This window comes from Streptosporangium sp. NPDC006013, assembly GCF_040614275.1.
Taxonomy (GTDB): Bacteria; Actinomycetota; Actinomycetes; order Streptosporangiales; family Streptosporangiaceae; genus Streptosporangium.
Genome location: NZ_JBEXUE010000068.1, coordinates 1 through 23738 on the forward strand (window position 1 = coordinate 1; position 23738 = coordinate 23738).

Consider the following 23738-nt stretch of genomic DNA (forward strand, 5'->3'; position numbering starts at 1 on the left):
CGAGAACATCGTCGCCACCCGGCTTCTCTCCATCGACGCCAAGGTGGACACCGAGCTGACGCAGGTCCGCACGGTGACAGAGATGGTCGACGACACCGGTGCGGCACGGAGCCTCGTGCTCGCCGCTCTTGGCGACGCCCCGGCCGAGATCGACGCCTCGCAGCTGCTCGCCTGCTACGGGGTGGAGGTCTGGCCGTCGGAGACGGTGACCTCGCCCCAGGAGGCGGTCGACGCCGCGACCAGGCTCGGCTGGCCGATGGTGCTGAAGGCCGCCGGAGCCGAGGCGGCCAAGCGCGCCGGGACCGTGCGCCTGGGACTGTCGGGACCCGACGGGGTGCGTGACGCCTACGCCGACCTGACGCGCCAACTCGAACCCGAGGCCGTGCTCACGGTGCAGCGGATGGCTCCGCAGCCCGCGGTGCCGACCGTGGCCGGTGTGATGGAGGACCCCGCCTTCGGCGCGGTCGTCTCCTTCGGGCTCGGCGAGATCACCGCACGGTTGCTGCGCGACGAGGCGTACCGGCTGGCGCCGCTGACCCGCGAGGACGCGGCGGCACTGGTGAGGTCGCCGCGCGCCGCCCCCCTGCTCCTCGGCGAGTACGGCTACCCGCCGGTCGCGGTCGAGGCGCTGGAGGACCTGCTGATCCGGCTCGGGCGGCTGGCGGACGACCTCCCCGAGGTGGCGCGGCTCACCCTCGACCCGGTGCTGGTGGGGGAGTCAGGGGTGACCGTGCTGGGCGCCCGGGCCGTGCTCCGCAGCCACCGGGGACCGCGTCCCGACGGCGGCCCTCGGCGCCTCGGCTAGCGTGCTCTCCCGCCGGGCCCACGGCAGGAGAGCACGGCGCACCCCGGCCTCGGTCAGGTCGCGGGCGTCGCGGGGACGATCTGGACCGTGCTGGCGACGGTGGCGGTCGCAGGGCGGGCCCCGGTGGGGACGGCCACGGCCTCGACCGCCCTGCCGGAGGCGGTCAGCGTGCCGGTGGCGTCCCTCGCCACGGTCACGCCGACCGTGATCCGGGGAAGCTGGAAGCCGGGGGAGGCCAGGTCACGCGTTTCGCAGCCGACGCTGCCGGCCGTGATCCGGCATCTCCAGCCCGCGCCGGAGGCCCGTACCGGGGTCAGGCCCGCGGGGAAGTAGTAGGTGACCTCGGTCGGGTACCCGATCCCGCCGGAGGCGGGGTCGGCGGTGACGTCTATGGAGAACGTGCCGGTGCCACCCGCCTCGAACGGGCCGTCGTGGACCGTGGTGAGGATCAGGTCGCCGGGGAACCTCGCTCCCAGGGCGGGCGGCACGCCCGCGACGGCCGCCGCGACGGTCAGCACGAGACCGATTCGTCGCATCGGCCCGCGTCCCGCAGGATCTGGACGTTCATCGGTCATACTTCCTCATCCCCCGATTCCACTGGGAATCCACCGCCTCCAATTCCGATGCGGTGAAAACATGCTTGGATTTGCGAAACATTCGCCGAATGCGGTGAACCACCTGTCGCCGCGGCTCGGGACGGCAGGCGTGCCACCGCCACTGCTCCCGGTAGCCCCGAAAGGATCACGCCAAACCGATCGAAGGGAAAAGTCGAGGGCCGGTGAGGACGTCCGGCGGCGCCCACGCGGCCGGGAAGGGGCCGTGGTGGGGCGGATCACGATTTGCACCACCTGCCAAAGGTCGCGCGCTCCCGGTGAAAGCGTTGCCCCGGACAGGGCAGGATGGACCCATGAGGGAAACCCGACTCTCGTCCGCCGGCCTGCGCGACGCCATCGACCGCAGTGGCTACTATCCCGATCTGGTCGCCGACGCGGTCGAGTCCGCGCTCGGCAAGGAGCAGGTGGGCGCCTACGTCGTGCACCACGAGGCCACCTTCGACCCGGCCATGGAGGTGCGCAGGCACGTCACGGTGCTGGTGCTCTCACCCACCCGGCTACTCGTCTGCCACACCGACGAGCACCCGCCCGTGGAGGGGGTGTCGGCGTCACACGCCTCCACGACCACCGAGGCCGTGCGTCTCAGCCGGATCCAGTCGGTCGCGGTCACCAGGGTCGTCCCCGACCCCGCCTCCTACGTGCCGGGCGTGCCGCCCACGGAGGTCACGCTCACGATCGGCTGGGGCGCCATCTCCCACGTCGACCTGGAGCCGGCCACCTGCGGCGACGAGAACTGCGAGGCCGACCACGGGTACACCGGTGCGATCACGGCCGACGACCTCTCCCTGCGGGTGAGCGAGGCGGCCGACGGGCCGGAGGCCGTCTCCCACGTGCTGGCCTTCGCCAAGGCGCTGTCGGAGGCGACGGCCCGCACGGCCGCCTCGTGAGGGCCCAGATCCCCGCGTACGGCACGGCCACTCTCGCGGACCTCTCCTCCTCACTGCTGGCCGCGATCGGGATGGACGGCGACAACCCCCTGGGCCTCGCCCCGGCCGAGCGGGTTCTGCTGTTCCTCGTCGACGGCATGGGCGCCGAACTGCTCCGCGCCCACCCGGAGACCGCGCCGTTCATGTCCGCCATGCTCGACAGGGTGCTCACCGCGGGCTTCCCCGCCACGACCGTGACCAGCCTGGCCACGCTCGGCACCGGCCTGCCGCCGGGCGAGCACGGCATGCTCGGTTATCAGCTCGCCGTGCCCGGCACCGGCTACATGCTCAACTGCCTGCGCTGGACCGCCCAGGGCCCCCTCGTCGAACCCGGCGACTGGCAGCCCGCTCCGACCGTGTACGAGCGTGCGGCGGCGGCCGACATCCCGGTCAGTTACATCGGCCCGGCCAAGTTCGAGACCACCGGTTTCAACAGGGCCGTCTACCGGGGCGTGCGCTTCGTCGGTGCCGACGAGGTCGACGACCGGATCGCCGGGGTCCGCCACGCGCTGACCGAGCCCCGCGCCCACGTCTCGGTCTACTACGGAGACCTCGACTCCATCGGCCACCGGACCGGCTGGGGCTCCCCGGCCTGGCTCGACCAGCTCGCCCGGGTCGACCGGATGGCCGAGCGGCTGGCCGAGACGCTCCCGCCCGGCTCGGCGATGTACGTCACCGCCGACCACGGCATGGTCAACGTCACCGAGCGCGTCGATGTCGACACGCTCGGCGTGCTGCGCGAGGGCGTCGCACTGCTCGGCGGGGAGGCCAGGGCCCGTCACGTCTACACCGTCCCCGGCGCCGCGGAGGCGGTCCTCGACACCTGGCGCGACATCCTCGCCGGAAAGGCATGGGTGGCATCCCGTCAGGAGGCGGTCGAATCCGGCTGGTTCGGCCCCAGGGTCCGCCCCGAATGGCTGCCCAGGATCGGTGACGTCCTCGCCGTTCCGTACGCCGACTGCGCCATCGTCGCCTCGGTCGCCGAGCCGCAGGAGGCGGCCTTCGTCGGCTGTCACGGTTCGCTGACACCCGCCGAGCAGTACGTTCCCCTCCTGGAGGTGAGCACCAGATAGACCCGCGCTACGCCGGTTCCCCAGGACCTGACGCCACCGGCTGATCCCCGCACCCGAAGCAGACGAAGCCCGCCACCCCGGTCTGCCCGCTCGCGGTGGCCAGTGCCCGTGCGGGCGGGTCGCCGGCGGCCAGCGACCCGTGGAAGGCGGTCATCAGAGCCAGCGTCTCCTCGTCGCGCACCGGCACCAGGCTGGCCACCACGCACCGCGTCCCCAGCGACAGGAACGTGCCCGCCAGCCCCAGCGGCGCCCCGTCGGCCGGGGCGTGCGCCATCCCCGCGTCGCACGCCGACAACACCACCAGGCCCGGCGGGGTGCGCAGCCGGAGCAGGTCGTACGCCATCAGCGGGCCGTCGTCGAGATCGATGCTCGACAGCAGCGGGCTGCGCGGGGAGAACATTCCGTGCGCGGCCAGATGCGCCACGTCCGCCCGCTCCAGCGCCGTCATCACCTCCGCCCGCCGAGCCGCCACCCGCTCGGTCCCCGGATGGCACTCGCCGACCATGCGGGCCTCGGCCTCCGAGCACCGCAGCCCCGGCCCCGCCACCGTCACGACACGCCCGTCCCGCACGACCGGCACCTGCCTGCCGGCCAGCCAGGCGGCGGCGCTGGCCGCCACGCTCACCGGCCGGTCCGCGTTCATCGGCAGCAGCGGCCAGGGCAGGATGTGCAGCGTCCCCGTCGGCACGATCACCAGCGGCCGGTCGCCCAGCCGGTCACGCAGCGGGCGGAAGAGCAGCCGTTCCAGCTCCGCGGCCTCCGCGCCGGACTCCGGAGCCCTTCCATCGAGCAGGTGTGTCCTGCGCAGCCCGTACCGGAGGCGGACGGTGGCCTCGGCGACGGTCGCGAACGGGCCGAGGCGGCGCAGTGTCACACGCTCCCCGGTGACCACGACGGCGGCCAGTTCCGCCTCGTGGCGGACGAACTCCACCAGGACCGACTCCCCGAGTGCCGCTCGCAGCGCGGCCAGGCCGGGCGCGAGCGGCCGGCCCGCGCCCCCGGTGACCGCCCGCCACCGCTCGGCCCATGCCAGGACCGTGCGGCCTCGCCCGGTCCGCATGGCGAGGGCCAGCCCGAACTCGGCCAGCGGCTCACCCTCCCTGGCGGCGTGCGCGCGCATCACCGGGTCCTCGAACGCCTTCGTTCCGGACCCCACCTCCGCGAGGCCCGCCAGCACCGCCGCGAACGCCCCCCGCCGGTCGCCGGCCAGGAACCGCCGCAGCGCCGTCGCCTGGCGGGCGACCACTCCGCGACCCGAGCGGGCGAGGAGGGCCAGCTGGCCCTCGGCGGACGGCCGGTCACCCAGCCGGAGCGCGATCTCGGCGGTGCTGAGCCTGAGCGCCGCCGAGGCATCCCGGTGCCCGGCGGCATCGAGCGCCTCGGCGCACGAGAGCATCTCCGGCACCGTCGCCGGTAACTCGGCGGAGGACGGGTCCAGCGCGAGCCGGGCCCGCAGCAGGATCTCTTCGGCGAGCGGCGTCAGGACCGTCCGCCCCTGCGCGGCCAGCTCGCGGGCGGCCAGCTCCGCGCTCTCCCGGGCACGGCGCGGATCTCCGGTGCGCAGCTCGACCCTGGCGAGCAGGAGGCGGGCCTCGGCCAGGGTCACCCCGGCGCCCGCCGCCGCCAGCTCGGGAACCGCCATGTCCAGCAGCGCCCGAGCCTCGCCGGGCAGGTGGGCGGTGACCAGTGCCTCGGCCAGGTCGCAGCGGACCGTCGCCAGCCGCTCCGGGTAGTCGAGCAGGACGTCCTGGGCGCGCCGGTAGGCGGTGAAGGCGGCGGGCAGGTCGCCGCGCCGCGCGGCCAGGAACGGCAGGTTGCCCTCGGCGAGCGCGAGCACATGTTCCAGGCCCGCGTCTCTCGCCAGCTCCGCGCACCGGCCCAGGTCGGCCTCCGCCGCCTCGAACTCCCCGAGGAACACCCGGGCGAGCCCGCGGTTCAGCATCGCCCCGGCCACGAACCTGACGTCGTCGCCGAGGACGGTCATGGCCCGGTCGCAGTGCTCGACGGCCTCGCGGTAGCGGCCGAGCCTCGCCAGGGCCATCGCGCGATGCACGCCGAGCTTGCCCAGCTCGGCCGGGGCCAGACCGGGTTCGGCGTCCGTGGCGATGGCCAGTGCCTGCTCCGGGTGGCCCAGCTCGGTGCGGATGTGGACCAGCGACAGGCGCGCCTGGGCGGCCCGGTGCGGCAGCCCGGCCCGCAGTGAGATCTCCACCGCCAGGTGCAACCGCTCCTCGGCGAACGGCAGGTCGCCGAGCTCACGTGCCGCCACCGCCAGCGCCCGGTGCGCCACCGCCTCCGCCTCGCAGTGCCGGCAGCCCGAGGCCCGCTCCGACACCGCGCCGCCACGGTCCGGATCACCCGCCTGGCCGGTCGTTCCCCGGCAGGACGCGGGGAGCGAGGCGAGCACGGTACGGGCGAGAGCGAGGGCTCGGGCCGGGTCGCTGCCCGAGAGGTCGACCGCGCGCTCGGCGGCGGTGAGCGCTTCGTCGAAGGTCAACTACGGGCGGATCCGGGTCCAGCTGGTGACCACCGGGAAGCTCTCCGGCCGGTGACACACCACGCTGAACCAGCCCGGCGGCAGGCCGGTGACGGCGAACTGGCCCGTCGGGGACAGGGGGCGCGACTCGGTGAGGTGTAGCGTGCGGATCTCGACCAGCGTGCCCGCCTCGGGACAGGGGGAGATCTGGCCCGCCAGGTCGACCAGCCCGTCCAGGGAGGTGACCTCCAGCTCCACCGTGAGCTCGGCGGCGACGAACCTCAGCAGCCGGGGCTCCTCGGTGGACCGGACGCCCTGCGGCGCTGGGGTGACCACGGGGCGGGCCGTGCCGGCACCGGGCAGCCGCAGACCGAAGACCGCGCGGGCGGCGGTCGTCACCTGGGCCGGCACCGGGTCGCTCCCGGAGGCCAGGCGCAGCGCGGCTATCAGGGACTCGTCGTCGATCGTCGTCGGATGTCGCGTCACGGTGTCGCCTCCCGAGTGGTGAGCATGGTGCGTAGTCGGTTCAGGCAGCGACCCCGGGTGGGGCCGTAACTGCCGCTGGGCATGCCCAGACGCCCGGCCAGCTGGTGGACGCCCGCGTCGGGGGCCGTGGCCATCAGCCGGAACAGTGAGCGGCACGGCTCGGGCATCTGGTCGACGGCCTGCCACAGACGACGGCTCTCGTCGGCGGTCAGCACGGCCAGCGCCGGATCGGCGTGGACGTGCCCGGCGTCGGCCGGCTCGGTGTCCACGCACGCGCGTTCCGCGTCCACCGGGTCGGCGACCAGTCGCTCGCCCCGGTGCCGCCGGCGGAGCAGGGACGCCTCGCGCTTGGCCGTGGTGAACAGCCAGGGACCGATCCGGTCCGGGTCACGGATGGTGTGCAGGCTCTCGAGCAGCCGTAGCCACGTGCCCTGCACCGCGTCGGCGGCGTCCGCCGGGCTCAGGTCGTAGGCGCGCACCGCCGACCACAGCGCGCCCGTGAAGCGGGTGACCAGCGCGTCCCAGGCCGCCTGGTCGCCGGCCAGGACGGCCTCGATCGTGGGCTGGTCGCTCACCGGCACCTCCGGGCCACATAGGGCACTCTGAGTATTCGAGTGAATACTTTGGGTGAGACTTTAGCCGGGCGTGGGCACGACGACTCCCAAATCGGGGATCCGCCTGGCCCCCACCGGATCGAGGACGTCTTTCGCGGCCTCCCGCGAGGGCCGGTCCGCCGACGCCGCGGCGATCGCCCCGCTCACCAGGGCGGCGGCGAAGGAGGTCCCGCTCCAGCGCGCGTAGCCGCGGAACGCGCCGTGTTCGAGGAAGGTGCTGGACAGCCACTCGCCACGGGCACACGCGTCGACCCACGGGCCGTATGCCGAGAACGGGGCCCTGGCCTGCTCCGCCGCGTCCAGTGCTCCGACGGCGATCACCTCGGGCGAGGCGGCGGGCCAGAAGGGGCGGTCCGAGGCGGTGTTGCCCGCGCAGGCCACCGTGACCGTGCCGGCCAGTTCCGTCAGGGCGGCCTCCACCAGCGGGGAGGGGCCGTCGTCGAAGGTGTGCCCGCCGAAGGACAGGTTGAGCACCCGGGGTGGTTCGGCCCTGAGCCGGCCCAGGACGCGCAGCAGTCCGGCCTCGTCCCCGATGCCGTGGCTGTTCAGCATCCGGATCGGCCGCGGCCTCGCCGCCGGGGCCGACCGCAGGACCAGCCCGGTGATGAACGTGCCGTGCCCCGCCTGGGGGTCCAGTTCGCCGTCGCCGTCCGAGTCGGGCACCTCCGCGGACTCCTGTCCCCGTTCCAGAAACCACGGGCTCGTCCGCCACCACGGGTGCGACGCCAGGCCCGTGTCGGCCAGCGCCACCGTCACGGCGGTCGTGGCGGGCCCGTCCGCGGCGGGCTCGGGCATCGGGAGGGCGAGGGTGGGAAAGGGGCGGGAGGCCGGACCTCCGAAATAGAGCGGCTGGCCTGTCAGCACATGGTTGGGAGAGGCGGGAAGCCCCCGCTCCCGTAACGACGCCACCAGGTCGCAGACGTCCACGCCCGATGAGAGCCGCACCCGGTAGATCCCTTGGGTCTCGGTGACGGCTTCGGCCCAGCGGGCGGTGGCGGCCATGCCCGAGGCGTCGGTCAGCAACTGACCTTTTCTGATCAGAGCGGGCGATCCAGGGATGGGTTCCACCCGTTCTATATCGGTATCCATCTGGTCCTCCGGGGGTGCTCACCAGCTTGCGGGGGTTCTCTTCGCTCCCGAGGATGCCCTGGCCAAGGGGCCGCGTCGCAACATCTTGGTATGACCCCCCTCTGGTGCGACGTCACAACCGACGGTAGTCTCTCCTTCAGTCACTTGTGATCATCCTGGGACGAGGCCGTTGGGGAAGGCGCACCTCGTACCGAAACGGGAGGTCCGGTGTCTGCTCGTGGCGTGCTTTACGTCCACTCAGCTCAGCCTGCGCTGTGCCCTCATATTGAATGGGCGGTCGCAGGCGTTCTTGGCGTACCCGTAGACCTGACCTGGACGCCACAGCCCGCCGCGCCCGGTCACGTGCGCGCACAGGCCGAGTGGGAGGCCCGGGTGGGGACCGCGGCGGCCATCACCTCATCCCTGATGGGCTGGCAGCGGATCCGCTTCGAGATCACCGAGGACGCCTCACCGGGGGTCGACGGGTCCCGGCACGCCTATACCCCGTCTCTCGGTGCCTTCACGGCCGTTGTCGGGGCCACGGGCGACATCCTGATCCCGGAGGACCGGCTGCGCTCCGCCATGCTGATGGCACGCCAGGGCCGCGTGGTGCTGGAGGAGGAGATCGACCGCCTGCTGGGCAAGCAGTGGGATGCCGAGCTTGAGTCGTTCCGCTACGCGGGGGAGGGCGCACCGGTCCGCTGGCTGCACGCCGCCGTCTGACCTCGCGGCCCGACCCCGCCCGTCCCGCCGGTCTCGCACGCTCCCGTCGAGGTGAGCGGCCCGTACCCGCCCTGACGACCCCCTGCCGGGTCAGCGGATGATCATGCGCACGTCGCGCCGGGAGACACGGCTGAGTTTCTCGCCGGATGCCGCAACTTTTGCTGCCTTCATAGCGACATAAAGGGGTATCGGAATCTGGATCGTCGGGAGTGGGCGTGTCACTGCGTGTCGGGGACCCTCAGCGGATCGGTGGCTACTGGCTCGCGGGGCGCCTGGGTGAGGGCGGGCAGGGAGTCGTCTACGACGCCTATGACGAGATGGGCGGCAGAGTCGCGATCAAGGTTCTGCGTGCCGGCGGTAGGGCGGATCCGCAACTGCGGGGACGCTTCGCCAAGGAGGTCGCCGCCACCCAGAAGGTCTCCTCCTTCTGCACCGCGAGGGTCATCGAGGCCCACCCCGAGGCGTCCCCGCCCTACATCGTCAGCGAGTTCGTCCATGGCCCGACGCTGAAGCAGGCGGTCACGACCGCCGGGCCCTACCACGGTGACGGGCTCCACCGCCTGGCCACCGCCATTGCCACCGCCCTCGCCTCCATCCACCAGGCAGGGGTGATCCACCGGGATCTGAAGCCGGAGAACGTGCTGCTCGGCCCGGACGGTCCACGAGTGATCGACTTCGGTATCGCGCGAACGGAGGAGGCGTCACTGACCACCGACGGCCTCGCCGCCGGCACGCCGCCGTACATGGCGCCCGAGGTGCTGTCAGGGCAGCGCGCGCAGGCGTCCGCCGACGTGTTCGCCTGGGGAGCGGTGATCCTTTTCGCGGCGACCGGCCACCACGCCTTCACCGGTGAGACCACCGCCACGATCCTGCACCGTGTCCTGACCCTTCACCCCGACCTGAGCGTCCTGGACGGCTCGCTCCGCATCCTGGTCGGACGGGCACTGGAGAAGGATCCGGAGCTGCGCCCGTCGGCACAGGAGTTGCTGATGGGCCTGATCGGGAACCCCGGCGACACCGGCGCTCTTCTCCGGGACGGCGTACGGGCAGCCGAGCGGGTACGCCCGCCCGCGCAGCTGAACGCCGCCGATCCCGCCCTCGGCACGCACGCCGAGAGCATCTACCTCAGCCTGCCGCCCGCCGCGCAGCGGCTGATGCCGGAGATCTTCCTGCGGATGGTCGGCGTCGACGAGGACAGCCAGGACACGCTCAGGCGGGCTCCGCGTGCCGAGTTCGCCGACGGCAGGTCCGAGGGGGAGGCCGCCCTCGTGGCGCAGGTGCTCGCGGCCTACGGCTCCGCCGGTCTCATCGTCACCGACCCGGACACCGACACCGTGACCATCGCCCACCTCGCGCTGTTGCGGGCCTGGCCCCGCCTGCACGAATGGGTCGACGCCGAACGCGGCGGCCTGCCGGTTCACTGGCGGCTCAACGCCGCGGCCCGGCGTTGGAAGACGGGCGGGATCAAGGACGGGGACCTCTACCAGGGAAGCGCGCTGGAGACCGCGCTCCAGTGGGCGGCCACCGGCCGCCACCACCTGAACCTCACCGGCTCGGAGAGCAGCTTCCTCACCGCCAGCACCGTGCTGGTCCGCCGGCGGGGCAGACGACGCCGGTTGGTCACCCTCAGCCTGGCCGTGTCGCTGGCCCTCGCGGTCGCCGCGGGTGGCCTCGCGGAACAGCAGCGCCGCACGGTGGCCGAGCAGCTGGACCGGGCGCAGGCCCAGGCGATAGCGGGCAGGGCGGACGCGCTGCGGGCCACCGACCCGCGGGCGGCGATGCTGCTGAGCGTGGCCGCGTGGCAGACCGCTCCCGTCGCCGAGGCCCGGTCGAGCCTCTACAGCTCGCTGGCCCAGCCGCAGCAGGACCTGTTCGCCGATCCGGACGGCACCGCCACGACGGTCCACGCCCTGAGCCCCGACGGCCGGATGCGTGCCGACGTGAACGAGAACGAGGTTCAAGTCTGGGAGGTCGGCACGCGCGAGCGACTCCACACCTTCACCACGGCCGGCAAGCCGGCCTTCGCCGCATCCCTGAGCCCGGACGGCACCAGGCTCGCCACGGCCGCCGGTGACGGGTTGCGGCTCTGGGACCTCGCCTCGGGAAAACAGATCGGCGCCGAGTTCGGCGACACGTCCTTCCTTGAGCACGCGGAGAAACTGGAGTTCGGCCCCAGCGGACGCCTGCTCGTGGTCAGCAAGGGCGGTGAGCTGCCACAGGGCCAGCTGTGGGACGTGGACAGCCGGCGGCGGATCCTGCCGCCGACGACGCTGACCTACCTCGACGTGACTGCCCTGTCCGTCGACGACAGGGCCGTCATATCGGGTATCCCGTCAGGTGGCGTCAGCGACACGGGGCCGGCGACCGAGCTGTGGGACCTCCGTACCCGGACGCGGGTGCCGGCACCGTGGCTCTCCCGGGGCGGCTTTCTCCCCGTGGCGATCAGCCCCGACGGCAGGACGATCGTGAACGCGGCGTTCGACCAGGCGCGGACGGAGTGGCGGGCGGAACTGTGGGATGTCGCCTCCGGCACGCGGTCGGCCGGAAAGTTCACGCCGACGCGGTCGATTCCGCGGTTCGCGTTCAGCGCCGACGGCCGCTTCCTCGCCTACTCCGACGCCGAGGGCGCCAGGGTGACGCTCTGGCGGGTGAGTGATCGTCGTGAGCTGGCCCGCTACCCGCTTCCCGGCCTGGGGAGCGTGACGCCCCGCTTCGGTCCTGAGGATCGCACGCTCCGCCTGCTCGGAGACTGGGGTTCGGTGCTGACCCTCGACATCGATGCCTACACCCATCCGCTGCTCAGCGGTGCCGGCGGCCACGACGCGGTGTTCAGCCCCGACGGGCGCGTCATGGCGGTGGAGGGCAGGGGAGAGGTCCGGCTGTGGGACACGGCGCTGCGCAGGCCGCTGGGCGATCCCCTCCGGGTGCCGGGGGACGACCTCACGAACGATCACCTGGCGCGGGCCGCCGCGACCTTCAGCAAGGACGGGAAGACCCTCGTCGTCGGCTACGGCACGATGGTGAGCGTATGGCAGGTCTCCACCCGGCGCATGCTCGCCTCCTTCCCCTACAGCGAGCAGAAGCCGCGAACCGACGCGGTGGTCGGCCCGTACCAGTACGACGGCATCGAGGAACTCGCGCTCAGCCCGGACGGCAGGACCCTCGCCGCCACGTTCTACCTCACCTGCGGGGAGTGCGCCGAGCCGTTGGGGGCCCTCGCGCTCTGGGACCTGCCGAGCGGGCGCCCGATCCGGCTCATCGAGCAGCAGAACGTCGTACGCAGCGGCATGCCCGCCCTGTTCGGCCGCGCGGGCCTGGCGTTCCTTCCAGACGGGCGCACCCTGGCGGTGGGTGGCCTGGGCGCCGTCGGCCTCATGGACGTCGCCTCGGGCAAGCTGGTCAACAGGCCGAGCGGGGCGGCCGACTCCAACAGCGTGGTGGCGGTAAGCCCTGACGGCGCCACCGTCGCCACCGGTGAGGAGAACGGCCAGATCAAACTCTGGAACGCCCGGACCTGGCAGCGCCTCGGCCCCGTCCTGGTCGGTCACACCGGCGCCGTCACGGATCTGGTCTTCGACCAGGGGCTGCTCGCCAGCGCCGGGCGGGACGGCACGGTAAGGCTCTGGAATCCCGCCACCGGCCGGCAGATCGGCTCCGCCATCACCGGGCACACGGACGAGGTCGCGGCGATCTCGCTCGGTCCTGACGGCAGCAGCCTGTATCACGCCGCGCGCGACGGCGGCTTCCAGGAGTTTCCCCTGGATTCTCCACGGGTCGTCGCGGCGGTGTGCGGGCGGGCGGGCGGGAACCTCTCCACCCAGGAGTGGGCGCGTTACCTGCCCGACCTGCCCTACCGGGAGGTCTGCCCCGAGACCGGTACGAGCGGGGGCGCGTGAGGCCACGGGTCCACAACGGGAAGCCCCCGCCCGGGGGCCTCCCGTCCAGAGTCAGCCAGGCCGGGAACCACCGGCTGCCGCACACCCTCGCCACCCCACAGCACCGGACCAGGTCCCCATCCCATGGTCGACAGACCGTGACGGCGAACAGGCCCGCCGCCGCGGCGATTACGCCGAAGATGTGCTCCACAGCGGCCAAAGCCACCCTGCTGGTCACAAGAGGGATGGGCATCCATCCCCGCCGCGCCGGCTGGAATGGCGCAGGCGAGGTGCCGCCAGGGGCGATATGTCCCTACGATGCTGTACGGTCGCCGCGACGAGCCGCGATGAGACGGGCACGGCAGGCCTGGAGAGAACTCAGTGAGGCGATGGAGACGGGCGGTCCTCGTGCTACAGGCCGTCGCGCTCCTGGTGTACCTCGTCATGCCCGACCCGTTCACCTCCTCCGCGAGCGCGGCCGCTTCCCCGGCCGTCGGTGCCCAGGCGGGGCAAGTGTTCCTGTCCCATCTCTCGCGCGATGACCCCGCCCGGCCCATGGCCGCCTCTGACGAGGTGGCCATGGCGCCGCGAGACACACCCGGTGCCCACCCTCCGGCCGCCGGCCGAGACGCCTTTTGCCTGGCGAGCACCGCCCTGCCCGATCCCGACAGGGCCAGGCCGCCCGGGGAGTGGGCGCCAAAGGGCAGCGCCCTGGCCGCGTTGCGGCCCTCGCTGTCTGCCTTGCAGGTCCTTCGCTGCTGACGGGCCGCTCGTGGTGCCGCCCGGCCCAGATGGCCGGACGGCACCACGTCGTGCCCTGACCGTTCGAAAACACCTCAAGGTTGATCATGCATTCACCCTCCGAGTTCCGCCGTGCCCGCCATGGCAGCAGCTGCGATCGTTTCGCCGGCCCTCGCCGCCCCGCCGGCGAAGGGGCGATGCGGTCATGAACGTCGGCATCATCGGCCAGGCGGCCGGCCTGTTCGCCGTCACCAACATCGACGACATCTTGATCCTGGCGCTGTTCTTCGCCCAGGGCGCCGGGCACCGCGGCTCGACCCTGCGGATCGTGGCCGGTCAGTATCTCGGCTTCGCCGCCATCTTGGTCGTGGCCGTCGCCGCCGGATTCGGGGCGACGTTCCTGCCTGAGGCGGTCATCCCCTACCTGGGCCTGCTCCCGCTCGCCCTCGGTCTCAAGGCCGCCTGGCAGGCCTGGAGGAACCACCGCGACGGGGAGGGTGAGAAGGAGGGTGGGGCCGCCTCCGGCGGGCCGGGCGTGCCGGCGGTCGCCGCGGTCACCTTCGCCAACGGCGGCGACAACATCGGCGTCTACGTGCCGGTCTTCGCCACCGAGGGCATCGGCGGGATGAGCGTGTACGTCGTGGTCTTCCTCCTGCTGATCGCCGTGTGGTGCCTGGCCGGGCGGTTCTTCGCCACCCACCCGGTCATCGCCAAGACCCTCAGCCGCTGGGGCCACATCCTGCTACCCGTGGTCCTGATCGCCATCGGCGCGCTCATCCTCATCGAAGGCGGCGCCTTCGGCCTGTGAGCAGGCGCGTGCGGGTCCTCGGGGATTTCGCGGCGCAACCCCTCGCCGTCAGGTCACGAAACGAAAGTTTCACGGTTCATTGACAGCTGGAAAGCGCTTTCCTATGGTGTGACTGTCCGCCAACACGGACGTGTTCACACATGTGAGCGGTGCGCACTCGCTGGGGGGAATCCGGAGCGCAGGTCACTCAGGCCTGCCGGACCAGCAAGGAGTTCGGCTGTGAAAAACAGGTTCGACAGGAGGGCCGCCGCGGTCGCCATCGCCGGCGCGGTCGCCGTGTCCGGGTGGGCACTCGGCACCTCCGCGGCCGCGGTCGGTGTGGCTGTGCCGCCGATCCAGGCGTCGGCGGCGGTCGGCAGCGCCACCGGCTACGCGACCGGCAACGGCGGGACCACCGGCGGTGCGGGCGGGCAGACGGTGCGGGCCACCACGGGGACCGCGATCCACGCGGCCCTGTGCGGCCGGGCCGGCAGCAGCACCCCGATCATCATCGAGGTTGAGGGGACCATCAATCACGGCAACACCGGCAAGGTGTCGGGCGCAAGCTGCAACACCGCCGCCGGCGTGATCGAACTCAAGCAGATCAGCAACGTCACGATCATCGGGGTCGGCAACGGGGCCGTCTTCGACCAGCTGGGCATCCACATCCGCGACTCCAGCAACATCATCATCCAGAACGTCACCGTCCGCAACGTCAAGAAGTCGGGCTCGCCCACCTCCAACGGCGGCGATGCCATCGGCATGGAGAGCACCGTCCGCAACGTCTGGGTCGACCACGTCACCCTGGAGGCCTCGGGCGGGGAGTCGGAGGGGTTCGACGGCCTCTTCGACATGAAGGACGACACCCAGTACGTGACCCTGTCCTACAGCACCCTGCGCAACTCCGGCCGCGGCGGGCTCATCGGGTCCAGCGAGAGCGACCGCTCGAACGGCTTCATCACCTTCCACCACAACCTGTACGAGAACATCGACTCCCGCACACCCCTGCTGCGTGGCGGCATAGCCCACATCTACAACAACTCCTACGTGAACCTCCACGAGTCCGGCATCAACTCCCGGGCCGGGGCCCGCGCCAAGGTGGAGAACAACTACTTCAAGGACTCCAAGGACGTCCTGGGCACCTTCTACACCAGCGAGGCCGGCTACTGGCAGGTCGCCGGCAACATCTTCGACAACGTGACCTGGTCGGCCCCCGGCAGCGACAACGCCCCCGCCGGACCCAACCCGCAGTCCAACACCACCGTCAGCGTCCCGTACTCCTACAGCCTCGACGGGGCGAGCTGCGTGCCGGACATCGTCCGCCAGACGGCGGGCGCCAACAAGGGGCTGCGGGTGTCGAACGGCAGCTGCTCGCCACAGACACCCACACCCACGCCCACGGTGACGCCGACTCCCACCCCCACGCCCACGATCACCCCTTCGCCCGGCGGGACCAACCTCAGCATCGGGGCCGGTTCCGACGGCTCCAGCAAGGCCGACGGGACGAGCTACGGCAACGTGCGCGACGGCAACCTGAGCACCTACTGGTCGCCGGCCGGCTCGACCGGTGACATCTCGATCAAGTGGAGTTCCGCCAAGACGGTGTCCAGGGTCGTCATCCGTGAGGAGTCAGGCTCCGCGGGCGGCATCGGGTCCTGGCAGCTCGTCAACGGCACCACCGGCACCGTCCTGAAATCCGGCAGCGGGGCGGGCACCATCACCTTCGCCGCGACCTCACTGAGCAAGATCACCTTCAAGATCACCGGCTCGACCGGTGCGCCGAAGGTCGCCGAGTTCGAGACCTACGCCGGGTAGCGGGCCGGTCCCACCGTCCGCCACCGATCGCCCGGAACGGGGGCGGGGTCCGTCCAACTGACGGGCCCCGCCCTTCGGCTTCGGACGGCCTGCGCGCGGTCTCATGCGGGTTGGGTGCCTCGATGCGCGCCAGGAGCTCGGGGCGGCGGGCCCGGGGGCCTGGAGCGAAGCCGGGCCATACACTGGATGGCGCGTTGAGCGCGCTACGGCGTCCGAGGCGACCCAGACCGACAGGCATGATGTTCCCGCCCCAAGACGGTCTCGGCTCGCGCCTGGCACGCCCGCCGCGTCCCCTCCTTCTCGTCGGCAACCAGCAAGGGCCTCACCTCGAACTCATGACTTTCAGGCGCTGGTGGCGGATTTCGCGTGACGGCGTGCTCGGCCTGGCGAGGTGGCGGCCGAGCGCGGCACTGTGCGGCCTGGCCGTGGTCGTCGTCGTGGTGAGCACGGCCGATGTGCTCGCCGCCGGCCCGCTGCGGCGCTGGGATCAGCACGTGATGCTGGGCCTCGACGGGCTGCGGGCGACCGGCTGGCCGCACGTGGCCTGGCGGGTGATCGTGGTCGGCGGCCAGTTCTGGCTGGTCGGTTCCCTGGTGATGATCGCGGCCGTGGTAGCGGCCTGGCGGCGGCGCGATCTGCTGCTGGTGGCGGCTGTCGGCGGGTGGCTCGCTGTGACCAGCGCGCTGGTCTGGTTGTTCAAGCAGGCGCTCGGGCGCACGCCTCCTGGCTCGGGTGGCGATCTGCTGTTCGCGGCCGGGCAGTCGTTTCCCTCCGGGCATGCCGCGCTGGGTGCGGCCTGTCTGCTGGTGAGCGCCACCCTGGTGCAGGGCGACGGCGGGCGGTACCTGGCCGGCGCAGCGCACGTGCTGGCCGTCGGCGTCGCGGCGGCGACGGTGGCGCTGGGCTACCACTGGCCCAGTGACGCGATCGCCGGTTGGGCACTCGGTCTTGGGCTGGGACTACTCGGCCGCGCCATCGTGGCCAGGCTTGGGCAACGACGAGACGGCCCGTGGCGGTAGCGGGTGAAAGAGCGCTGGGCTACCGCCACCGACCGTTCGGATCGCGCACTGACCTTCTCGCGGCAGTTGACATGATCCACGCCAACCTGATCGTCATCTACACCGAACAGTTCGACGACTGCCGAGACTTCTACGCCGGGCTCGGCCTCACCTTCGCCAGAGAGCAGCACGGCGCCGGCCCCGAGCACTACGCCGCCACTCTCTGTTCGTCGTCTGGCGGGCACTGCTGGGCGTGACACCCTCGCGGAGGGGCTGGGGTGTCACGCGTGAGGGGGCTACAGGTCGGACCGGATGCCACACCCCATGACAGCAAGATCAAAAACTTTTCGGGCTCTCCCCACGCGCAACGGTGCCCCCACCCGAAGGGGCCGGGTGGGGGCACGACGAGCCACGTTCAGAGCGGAATGTTGCCGTGCGCGCCTCGGGCGGGGGTCGCCTTGGCCAGGACCCTGGCGATGGCGCCCCGGGTCTCCCCGGGCTTGATGACCTCGTCGATCACGCCGAGCTCGATGGCCCGATCGAGACCGCCGGCGAGGACCTCGTGCTCCTCGGCGAGCCTGCTCTCCAGGGCGGCGCGCTCCTCCTCGGGGGCGGCGGCGAGCTCGCGGCGCTTGAGGATGCGGACCGCGGCGACCGCACCCATGACCGCGATCTGGGTCGTCGGCCAGCCGAACACCTTGGTCGCGCCCAGCGAGCGGGAGTTCATGGCGATGTAGGCGCCGCCGTACGCCTTCCTGGTCACCAGGGTGATCCGCGGCACGGAGGCCTCGGCGAAGGCGTGCAGGAGTTTGGCGCCGCGGCGGACCACACCGTCGTGCTCCTGTCCGACGCCCGGCAGGTAGCCGGGGACGTCGACCAGGACGACCAGCGGCACCCCGAAGGCATCGCACATCCGGACGAACCGCGCGGCCTTCTCCGCCGAGGCGGAGTCTAGGCAGCCGCCCAGGCGCATCGGGTTGTTGGCCACCACGCCCACGGTCCGGCCTCCGAGACGGCCCAGGGTGGTGACGATGTTGGGCGCCCACTTGGCGTGCAGCTCCACGCCCGGCTCGTCGAGCAGGCCCGCCACGAGCGGCTTCACATCGTAGGCGCGGCGCACGTTCTCGGGCAGCAGGCCGGAGAAGTCGACCTCCTCGACCTCGGTGCGCACCCGGCCCTGGTGGCCGAGGAGCACCGCGAGGCGGCGGGCCTGCACGTAGGCCTCCGTCTCGGTCTTGGTGACCACGTGGACGACGCCGCTGCGCTTGCTGTGCGGCTCGGGGCCCCCCAGGCCGGCCATGTCGATCTGCTCGCCGGTGACGCTGCGGACCACGTCGGGACCGGTGACGAAGATACGGCCCTCGTCGGCCAGGATCACGATGTCGGTCAGCGCCGGGCCGTACGCGGCGCCGCCTGCGGCGGGGCCCACGACAACGGACAACTGCGGGATCACGCCTGAGGCGCGGGTCATCGCGGCGAAGACGCGGCCGACCGCGTGCAGCGACTCGACGCCCTCGGCGAGGCGGGCACCGCCGGAGTGCCAGACGCCGATGATCGGGACCCGCTCGCGGACCGCGACATCGTAGGCGTGCACGATGTGCTCGCACCCCTCGCTGCCCATCGCACCGCCCTGCACGCGGGCGTCGCTGACGAACGCGACGACCGGCACGCCCTCCACCCGGCCCGTCGCGGCGAGCATGCCGCTGCGGTCGACCGGCGAGATCAGCCGGAGCGAGCCCTCGTCGAGCAGAGCGGAGAGGCGCACCTGGGGGTCACGGGGATCAAGGGGCTCCTGTTCGGAGGCCTCGCTCACCACCCCGCTGTCGAGCACAGTCATCACGAGCTCCCTGTCAGACGCTGGTGAAGGCCACGGCGACGTCGTGCCCGCCGAACCCGAAGGAGTTGTTGATCGCGGCGATCTGGCCATCGGGCAGAGCACGTGGCTCAGCGCGCACGATGTCCACCTCGACACTGTCGTCGAGGTCGTCCACGTTGATCGTTCCGGGTGCGAGCCGCTCGTGAAGTGCGAGGACCGTGAAGACGGACTCGATGCCGCCGGCACCGCCGAGCAGGTGACCGGTCATCGACTTGGTGCCGCTGACCAGCGGGTGGTCGCCGATGACCTCCTTGATCGCGACCGTCTCCACCACGTCGCCGGCGGGAGTGGAGGTGGAGTGCGCGTTCACGTGCTTGATGTCGCCGCCCGTGAGGCCGGAGTTCTCCAGGGCGCGGCGCATGGCGAGCATGACCCCGGCCCCGGTCGGCTCGGGCTGGGCGATGTGGTGGGCGTCGGCCGAGTACCCGACCCCGGCGGCCACCGCGTAGATCGTGGCGCCACGCATACGGGCGTGCTCCTCCGACTCCAGCACCAGGATGCCGGCGCCCTCGCCGAGGACGAACCCGTCACGGCCCTTGTCCCAGGGCCGGGAGGCGCGCTGGGGCTCGTCGTTACGGGTCGACATGGCACGCATGGCGGCGAAGGAGCCGATGTTCAGCGGGTGGATGGCGGCCTCGGTGCCGCCCGCCACGACCACGTCGGCCCGGCCGGAGCGGATCATCTCGATGGCGTACCCGATCGACTCGGCGCCGGTGGCGCAGGCGCTCACGGTGGCATGGACGCCGGCGCGGGCGCCGACCTCGATGCCGATCCAGCCCGCCGCGCCGTTCGGCATCAGCATGGGCACGGTGAACGGTGAGAGCCGTTGCCAGCCCTTCTCCTTGAAGGTGTCGTAGGCGGCGAGGATCGTGGTGATGCCCCCGATACCGCTGCCCACGACGACACCGAGCCGCTCGGGGTCGACCTTGTCGATCGCGGCGTGCGCCCATGCCTCACGGGCCGCGACCAGTGCGAACTGCTCGGTCCGGTCCAGCCGCCGGGCCTCCGGCCGAGGCAGGACCTCGGTCGGGTCCACCGCGGCGAAGGCGGCGAACTTCACCGGGACGGAGTCGACCCAGTCTTCGGTGATGTCGCGTACCCCGGACTGACCGGCGAGGAGCGCCGACCAGGTCGAGGCGACGTCTCCACCGAGAGGCGTCGTCGCGCCGAGCCCGGTGACGACGACACGTACCTGGCCTGTACTCACGTTCTGCGCTCCTTGTGAATCGCTGGTCTTAGGGGTAAGGATCGAGACGTCTCAGTTCTGGATGAAGTTGATGACGTCCTTGACGTTCTTGAGGTGCTTGAGCTGGTCGTCCGGGATCTCCACGCCGAACTCGTCCTGGGCGGCGACGGCGATCTCGACCATGGACAGCGAGTCGATGTCGAGGTCGTCGACGAAGCTCTTCTCCGGAGTGACCTCGGAGGCCGGGATTCCGGTGATCTCGTTGACGATCTTGCCAATGCCGGCGAGGATCTCCTGCTCGGTCAGAGCCATGTCGCGTGTTCTCCTTGAAATGGGTTTTCTTCTGGCTTTCCGTGCGGCGGGGCCGCGCGGAAGTTCTAGGGGATCTCGATGACCTGACCGGCATAGGTCAGGCCCGCGCCGAAGCCCAGCAGCAGGGCGAGCCCGCCGGACTGGACCTCGCCGCGTTCGATCATCCGGGACAGGGCAAGGGGGATCGAGGCGGCCGAGGTGTTGCCCGCCAGGACGATGTCCTTGGCGATGACGGCGTTCTCGGCACCGAGCTTGCGGGCGATCGTCTCGATGATGCGAAGGTTGGCCTGGTGGGGCACGAAGGCCGCGAGGTCGGCGGGATCCACCCCGGCACGCTCGCAGATCTCCCTGGCGACGGGGTGGAGCGCGGTGGTCGCCCAGCGGAACACGGTCTGGCCCTCCTGATGCAGGAAGGAGTCGCGGTCCTTGATGATGATCGCGTCGAACTTGTCACCGGCGCTGCCCCAGACCACGGGACCGATCCCCGGGGTGTCGGAGGGGCCGACGACCGCCGCGCCCGCGCCGTCGGCGAAGATCACCGCGGTGGCGCGGTCGGTCCAGTCGATCCACTGGGAGAGCTTCTCGGTGCCGACGACGAGCACGTTGGTGGCCGAGCCCGCGCGGATCGCGTCGTTGGCGACCGCGAGCGCGTAGCAGAAGCCGGAGCAGGCGGTGTTGACGTCGAACGCGCCGGGAGCGTCGATGCCCAGCCGCGTGGCCACCCGGCCGGCGGCGTTGGGGATCTGGGTCTCCAGCGTGCAGGTGGCGACGATCACCAGGTCGATGTCGGAGACCGACAGGCCGCTCGCGGCGAGCGCCTTGCCGCCCGCCTGCACGGCCAGGTCGATCTCCGACTCGCTGTCCGGGGCGATCCGGCGCTCCTTGATGCCGACCCGGCTCTGGATCCAGGCGTCGTCGGTCTCCATGGTCGCGGACAGGTCGTCGTTGGTGACCACCTGGGCAGGCTGGTAGTGGCCGAAGGCCAGGATCTTCGCGCCCGGAGAACCCTGAGGGGTCTTCATACCTCTGTCACCGCTCCTCATTCGACTGGAGAGCGGCTCGTGCGGCTCCCAGATCGTCGGGGGTCTTCAGGGCGACGGTCGTCACCCCGCGCAGAGCACGCTTGGCCAGGCCGGTGAGCGTGCCGCCGGGGACAAGTTCGATCATGGTGGTGACGCCGCGCTCGGCCATCGTGGCCATGCAGGCGTCCCAGCGCACCGGGTTGGCGACCTGGGTGACCAGACGCTCCAGGAAGTCGGCGCCGCTCGTGACCGCCGCGCCGTCGCTGTTGGACAGCAGGGTGACGGCGGGGTCGGCCGGGGTGAGGCCCGAGGCGGCCTCACGCAGGCTGTCGACGGCGGAGGCCATGTGCGTGGTGTGGAACGCGCCGGCGACCGACAGCGGGATCACCCGGGCGCGGGCGGGCGGCTCCGCCTTGAAGGCCGCCAGCTGCTCCAGCGTGCCGCCGGCGACGATCTGCCCGGCGCCGTTGACGTTGGCGGGAGTGAGCCCGTTGGCCGCGATGGCCGCGAGGACCTCCTCCTCGACCCCGCCGAGGACGGCGGACATGCCGGTCTCGGCGATGGCCGCGGCCTTGGCCATGGCCTGGCCGCGCTCACGGACGAGGCCGAGGGCCTGTGCGGGCGTGAGCACCCCGGCCAGGGTGGCGGCGGTGAACTCGCCCACGCTGTGCCCGGCGACGATGTCGGGAGAGGCCCCCAGGACCTCGGCGATGGCCAGTCCGGCGGCCACGAGCAGGGGCTGCGCGACGGCGGTGTCACGGATCTCGTCCGCGTCGGCGATGGTCCCGTAGGCGATCAGATCGAGTCCGGCCAACTCCGACCAAGCGGTCAGCCGGTCGGCCAAGCCCGGTAGTTCGAGCCATGGACTGAGGAAGCCTGGAGTCTGGGCACCCTGGCCCGGAGCGACGATGACGAGCACGAAATCCAGCCTGCCCTGTAGAGGTTCAATACTCGGATAGAGATCCAGACGAAGTTTGTCCCCACTTTTTTGTAGGGAACCTACAGTGGGGGTTTCGTGGAAGTTAAGTAAAGCCTGCTATGTCACCGGCGTTTCCGATAGGCGTCCGAGGATCAGCCCCACCTGCAGAGTGAAGGCGGATCGCCCCTCCGTCGGCTGGTAGCCGGTCAGCTCGGTGATCTTACGCAGACGGTAGCGCACCGTGTTCGGGTGGACGAACAGCAGCCTGGCCGTCGCCTCCAGGGAGGTGCCCTGTTCCAGGTAGGTCGCCAGGGTGTCGAGCAGTGGCGTGCCGATCAGCGGCTGGTAGACGTTCTCGATCAGCTGCGCCCTGGCGTCGGCGTCACCGTCGAGGGCCCGCTCGGCCAGCAGATCCTCGGCGTGGACCGGCCTGGGCGCGTCCGGCCACCCCGCGGCCGCCCGCAGCCCGGCCATCGCCGCCCGCGCGGATCTGGCGGCCGAGTGCAGGTCCGCGACCTCGGGCCCGATCACGATCGGCCCGTTTCCGAAACGCGGCACCACGTGCCTGGCCGCGGCGGCGACGCTGTCCGCGCCGCCCACGATCACGATCAGCCGGTCGCCCTGCACCCCGGCCAGCATGTCCAGACCGGACCTGCGGCCCCGATCGCGCAGTGCGTCTATCACCGCCTGCGGGTCGTCGTCGGGCGTCTGTCCCGCCAGCACCACGACGGGAGTGGAGGTCCAGCCGAGCGCGGCGGCCCAGGAGTGCAGGCCGTCGTCGACCTCCCCCCTGACCAGGGCGTCCACGATCAGCGCCTCCAGCCGCGCGTCCCAGGCGCCGCGCGCCTCGGCCTCCCGCGCGTACACCTGCGCGGCGGCGAACGCGACATCGCGGGTGTAGCGGAGCATCGCCTGCTGGAGCTGGTCATCGCCGCCGGGCGCCGCCAGCTCCTCGGTCTGTGCCTCGACCACCTCGACCACGACCCGCACGATGTCGACCGTCTGCTGCAGCGAGATGGACCGCTTCAGCTCCCTGGGCGCGGTGCCGAAGAACTCGATGCTGGGCGTCGGGCGGCCCTCGCCGGCGTGCTGGAACCACTCCACGAAGGCGGCGATCCCGGCCTGGGCGACCAGCCCGACCCAGGACCTGTCCTCTGCGGAAAGCGCGCGAAACCACATCAGCCGGTCGTCCATCCGGGACATGGCGGCCGTGCTCAGCGTGCCCATGGCCCGTTCCAGCCGGCGCGTGGTGTCCTCCCTGACCCGGTCGGGATCGGGATCCCTCCCGTCCGACCCGGTCACGACGTCGCTGTGCCTGACCGCTCGCTCGCTCCGTTCCCTCACGCCACTAAGAGTGCCAGGTCGTCGGAGATGCGTCGGCCATGGTCCCCGACGGCGCGCGCCCCTCGATCCTGTACGTCC

Annotated in this window: 21 protein-coding genes; 10 read left to right on the forward strand and 11 right to left on the reverse strand. The window is 71.8% G+C overall.

The genetic code is table 11. The features are described 5' to 3' along the window. Nucleotides 1-805 (forward strand): acetate--CoA ligase family protein (locus ABZ260_RS13500; protein WP_355616489.1); only part of this gene is annotated, 805 nt, incomplete at its 5' end. 53 nt (nt 806-858) lie between these two features. Here the strand turns inward: ABZ260_RS13500 and ABZ260_RS13505 are convergent. Next, nucleotides 859-1341, reverse strand: coding sequence for a hypothetical protein (locus ABZ260_RS13505; protein WP_355616493.1), 483 nt, complete (start codon nt 1339-1341; stop codon nt 859-861). Nucleotides 1342-1712: 371 nt separating this feature from the next. On the opposite strand from ABZ260_RS13505, the gene ABZ260_RS13510 reads away from it, so the two are divergent. Then, a complete protein-coding gene (locus ABZ260_RS13510) occupies nt 1713-2306 on the forward strand; it encodes a DUF5998 family protein (protein ID WP_030920184.1) in 594 nt (197 codons plus the stop codon). After that, entirely contained in the window at nt 2303-3418 is a 1116-nt protein-coding gene (locus tag ABZ260_RS13515; protein WP_355616501.1) for a nucleotide pyrophosphatase/phosphodiesterase family protein, read from the forward strand. The genes ABZ260_RS13510 and ABZ260_RS13515 overlap by 4 nt, the downstream gene beginning before the upstream one ends. Before the next feature lie 7 nt (nt 3419-3425). On the opposite strand, the gene ABZ260_RS13520 is transcribed toward ABZ260_RS13515, so the two are convergent. Genes ABZ260_RS13520 through ABZ260_RS13535 form a run of 4 tightly spaced genes read right to left on the reverse strand, consistent with a single transcriptional unit; the run spans nt 3426 to nt 8083 of the window. Next, complete coding sequence (locus ABZ260_RS13520; protein WP_355616503.1) at nt 3426-5915, reverse strand: CHAT domain-containing tetratricopeptide repeat protein; 2490 nt, start codon at nt 5913-5915, stop codon at nt 3426-3428. Beyond that, the gene (locus ABZ260_RS13525) at nt 5916-6380 is read right to left on the reverse strand and encodes a hypothetical protein (RefSeq protein WP_355560024.1); all 465 of its coding nucleotides are present in this window, start codon (nt 6378-6380) and stop codon (nt 5916-5918) included. After that, on the reverse strand, nt 6377-6955 hold the full coding sequence (locus ABZ260_RS13530) for a sigma-70 family RNA polymerase sigma factor (RefSeq protein WP_350925783.1): 579 nt from the start codon (nt 6953-6955) through the stop codon (nt 6377-6379). Before ABZ260_RS13530 ends, ABZ260_RS13525 begins: the two co-directional genes overlap by 4 nt. A gap of 60 nt (nt 6956-7015) precedes the next feature. Continuing rightward, complete coding sequence (locus ABZ260_RS13535; RefSeq protein WP_355616506.1) at nt 7016-8083, reverse strand: S8/S53 family peptidase; 1068 nt, start codon at nt 8081-8083, stop codon at nt 7016-7018. 207 nt (nt 8084-8290) lie between these two features. On the opposite strand from ABZ260_RS13535, the gene ABZ260_RS13540 reads away from it, so the two are divergent. The 7 genes from ABZ260_RS13540 to ABZ260_RS13570 all read left to right on the forward strand — a co-directional run bounded on the left by ABZ260_RS13540 (nt 8291) and on the right by ABZ260_RS13570 (nt 17258). After that, the gene (locus ABZ260_RS13540) at nt 8291-8785 is read left to right on the forward strand and encodes a DUF3145 domain-containing protein (RefSeq protein WP_030920167.1); all 495 of its coding nucleotides are present in this window, start codon (nt 8291-8293) and stop codon (nt 8783-8785) included. A 215-nt stretch (nt 8786-9000) separates the two neighbouring features. Then, entirely contained in the window at nt 9001-12681 is a 3681-nt protein-coding gene (locus tag ABZ260_RS13545; RefSeq protein ID WP_355616508.1) for a WD40 repeat domain-containing serine/threonine-protein kinase, read from the forward strand. Nucleotides 12682-13041: 360 nt separating this feature from the next. Then, on the forward strand, nt 13042-13422 hold the full coding sequence (locus ABZ260_RS13550; RefSeq protein WP_355616510.1) for a hypothetical protein: 381 nt from the start codon (nt 13042-13044) through the stop codon (nt 13420-13422). Between the two features lie 184 nt (nt 13423-13606). Continuing rightward, nucleotides 13607-14209, forward strand: coding sequence for a cadmium resistance transporter (locus tag ABZ260_RS13555; protein WP_355616512.1), 603 nt, complete (start codon nt 13607-13609; stop codon nt 14207-14209). A 318-nt stretch (nt 14210-14527) separates the two neighbouring features. Then, nucleotides 14528-16003, forward strand: coding sequence for a pectate lyase (locus ABZ260_RS13560; RefSeq protein ID WP_355616532.1), 1476 nt, complete (start codon nt 14528-14530; stop codon nt 16001-16003). 335 nt (nt 16004-16338) lie between these two features. Beyond that, nucleotides 16339-17022, forward strand: a complete 684-nt coding sequence (locus tag ABZ260_RS13565; RefSeq protein WP_355616514.1) for a phosphatase PAP2 family protein — start codon at nt 16339-16341, stop codon at nt 17020-17022. 71 nt (nt 17023-17093) lie between these two features. Further along, nucleotides 17094-17258, forward strand: coding sequence for a hypothetical protein (locus tag ABZ260_RS13570; protein ID WP_355616516.1), 165 nt, complete (start codon nt 17094-17096; stop codon nt 17256-17258). 158 nt (nt 17259-17416) lie between these two features. Here ABZ260_RS13570 and ABZ260_RS13575 read toward each other — a convergent pair whose 3' ends face one another. The 6 genes from ABZ260_RS13575 to ABZ260_RS13600 form a co-directional block, all read right to left on the reverse strand. Then, nucleotides 17417-18838, reverse strand: a complete 1422-nt coding sequence (locus ABZ260_RS13575) for a carboxyl transferase domain-containing protein (protein ID WP_355616518.1) — start codon at nt 18836-18838, stop codon at nt 17417-17419. 13 nt (nt 18839-18851) lie between these two features. Beyond that, nucleotides 18852-20084 (reverse strand): beta-ketoacyl-ACP synthase II, encoded by a 1233-nt coding sequence (fabF, locus tag ABZ260_RS13580; RefSeq protein WP_355616520.1) that lies wholly within the window; start codon nt 20082-20084, stop codon nt 18852-18854. A 51-nt stretch (nt 20085-20135) separates the two neighbouring features. Continuing rightward, nucleotides 20136-20375 carry an acyl carrier protein gene (locus tag ABZ260_RS13585; RefSeq protein WP_030920149.1) on the reverse strand — a complete coding sequence of 80 codons (240 nt, stop codon included), beginning with the start codon at nt 20373-20375 and terminating at the stop codon, nt 20136-20138. A gap of 65 nt (nt 20376-20440) precedes the next feature. After that, on the reverse strand, nt 20441-21397 hold the full coding sequence (locus tag ABZ260_RS13590; RefSeq protein WP_355560050.1) for a beta-ketoacyl-ACP synthase III: 957 nt from the start codon (nt 21395-21397) through the stop codon (nt 20441-20443). A 7-nt stretch (nt 21398-21404) separates the two neighbouring features. Beyond that, nucleotides 21405-22316, reverse strand: a complete 912-nt coding sequence (locus tag ABZ260_RS13595; RefSeq protein ID WP_355616522.1) for an ACP S-malonyltransferase — start codon at nt 22314-22316, stop codon at nt 21405-21407. Nucleotides 22317-22433: 117 nt separating this feature from the next. Then, nucleotides 22434-23543, reverse strand: a complete 1110-nt coding sequence (locus tag ABZ260_RS13600) for a helix-turn-helix domain-containing protein (RefSeq protein WP_051753216.1) — start codon at nt 23541-23543, stop codon at nt 22434-22436. Nucleotides 23544-23738 lie beyond the last annotated feature (195 nt).

Bases quoted from the DNA above. Each gene is read 5' to 3' on its own strand.
- ABZ260_RS13535 (WP_355616506.1), bottom strand. From the start codon at position 8,083: ATGGATACCGATATAGAACGGGTGGAACCCATCCCTGGATCGCCCGCT.
- ABZ260_RS13575 (WP_355616518.1), bottom strand. From the start codon at position 18,838: ATGACTGTGCTCGACAGCGGGGTGGTGAGCGAGGCCTCCGAACAGGAG.
- ABZ260_RS13510 (WP_030920184.1), top strand. From the start codon at position 1,713: ATGAGGGAAACCCGACTCTCGTCCGCCGGCCTGCGCGACGCCATCGAC.
- ABZ260_RS13600 (WP_051753216.1), bottom strand. From the start codon at position 23,543: ATGGGCACGCTGAGCACGGCCGCCATGTCCCGGATGGACGACCGGCTG.
- ABZ260_RS13590 (WP_355560050.1), bottom strand. From the start codon at position 21,397: ATGAAGACCCCTCAGGGTTCTCCGGGCGCGAAGATCCTGGCCTTCGGC.
- ABZ260_RS13555 (WP_355616512.1), top strand. From the start codon at position 13,607: ATGAACGTCGGCATCATCGGCCAGGCGGCCGGCCTGTTCGCCGTCACC.
- ABZ260_RS13585 (WP_030920149.1), bottom strand. From the start codon at position 20,375: ATGGCTCTGACCGAGCAGGAGATCCTCGCCGGCATTGGCAAGATCGTC.
- ABZ260_RS13565 (WP_355616514.1), top strand. From the start codon at position 16,339: ATGACTTTCAGGCGCTGGTGGCGGATTTCGCGTGACGGCGTGCTCGGC.
- ABZ260_RS13570 (WP_355616516.1), top strand. From the start codon at position 17,094: ATGATCCACGCCAACCTGATCGTCATCTACACCGAACAGTTCGACGAC.
- ABZ260_RS13505 (WP_355616493.1), bottom strand. From the start codon at position 1,341: ATGCGACGAATCGGTCTCGTGCTGACCGTCGCGGCGGCCGTCGCGGGC.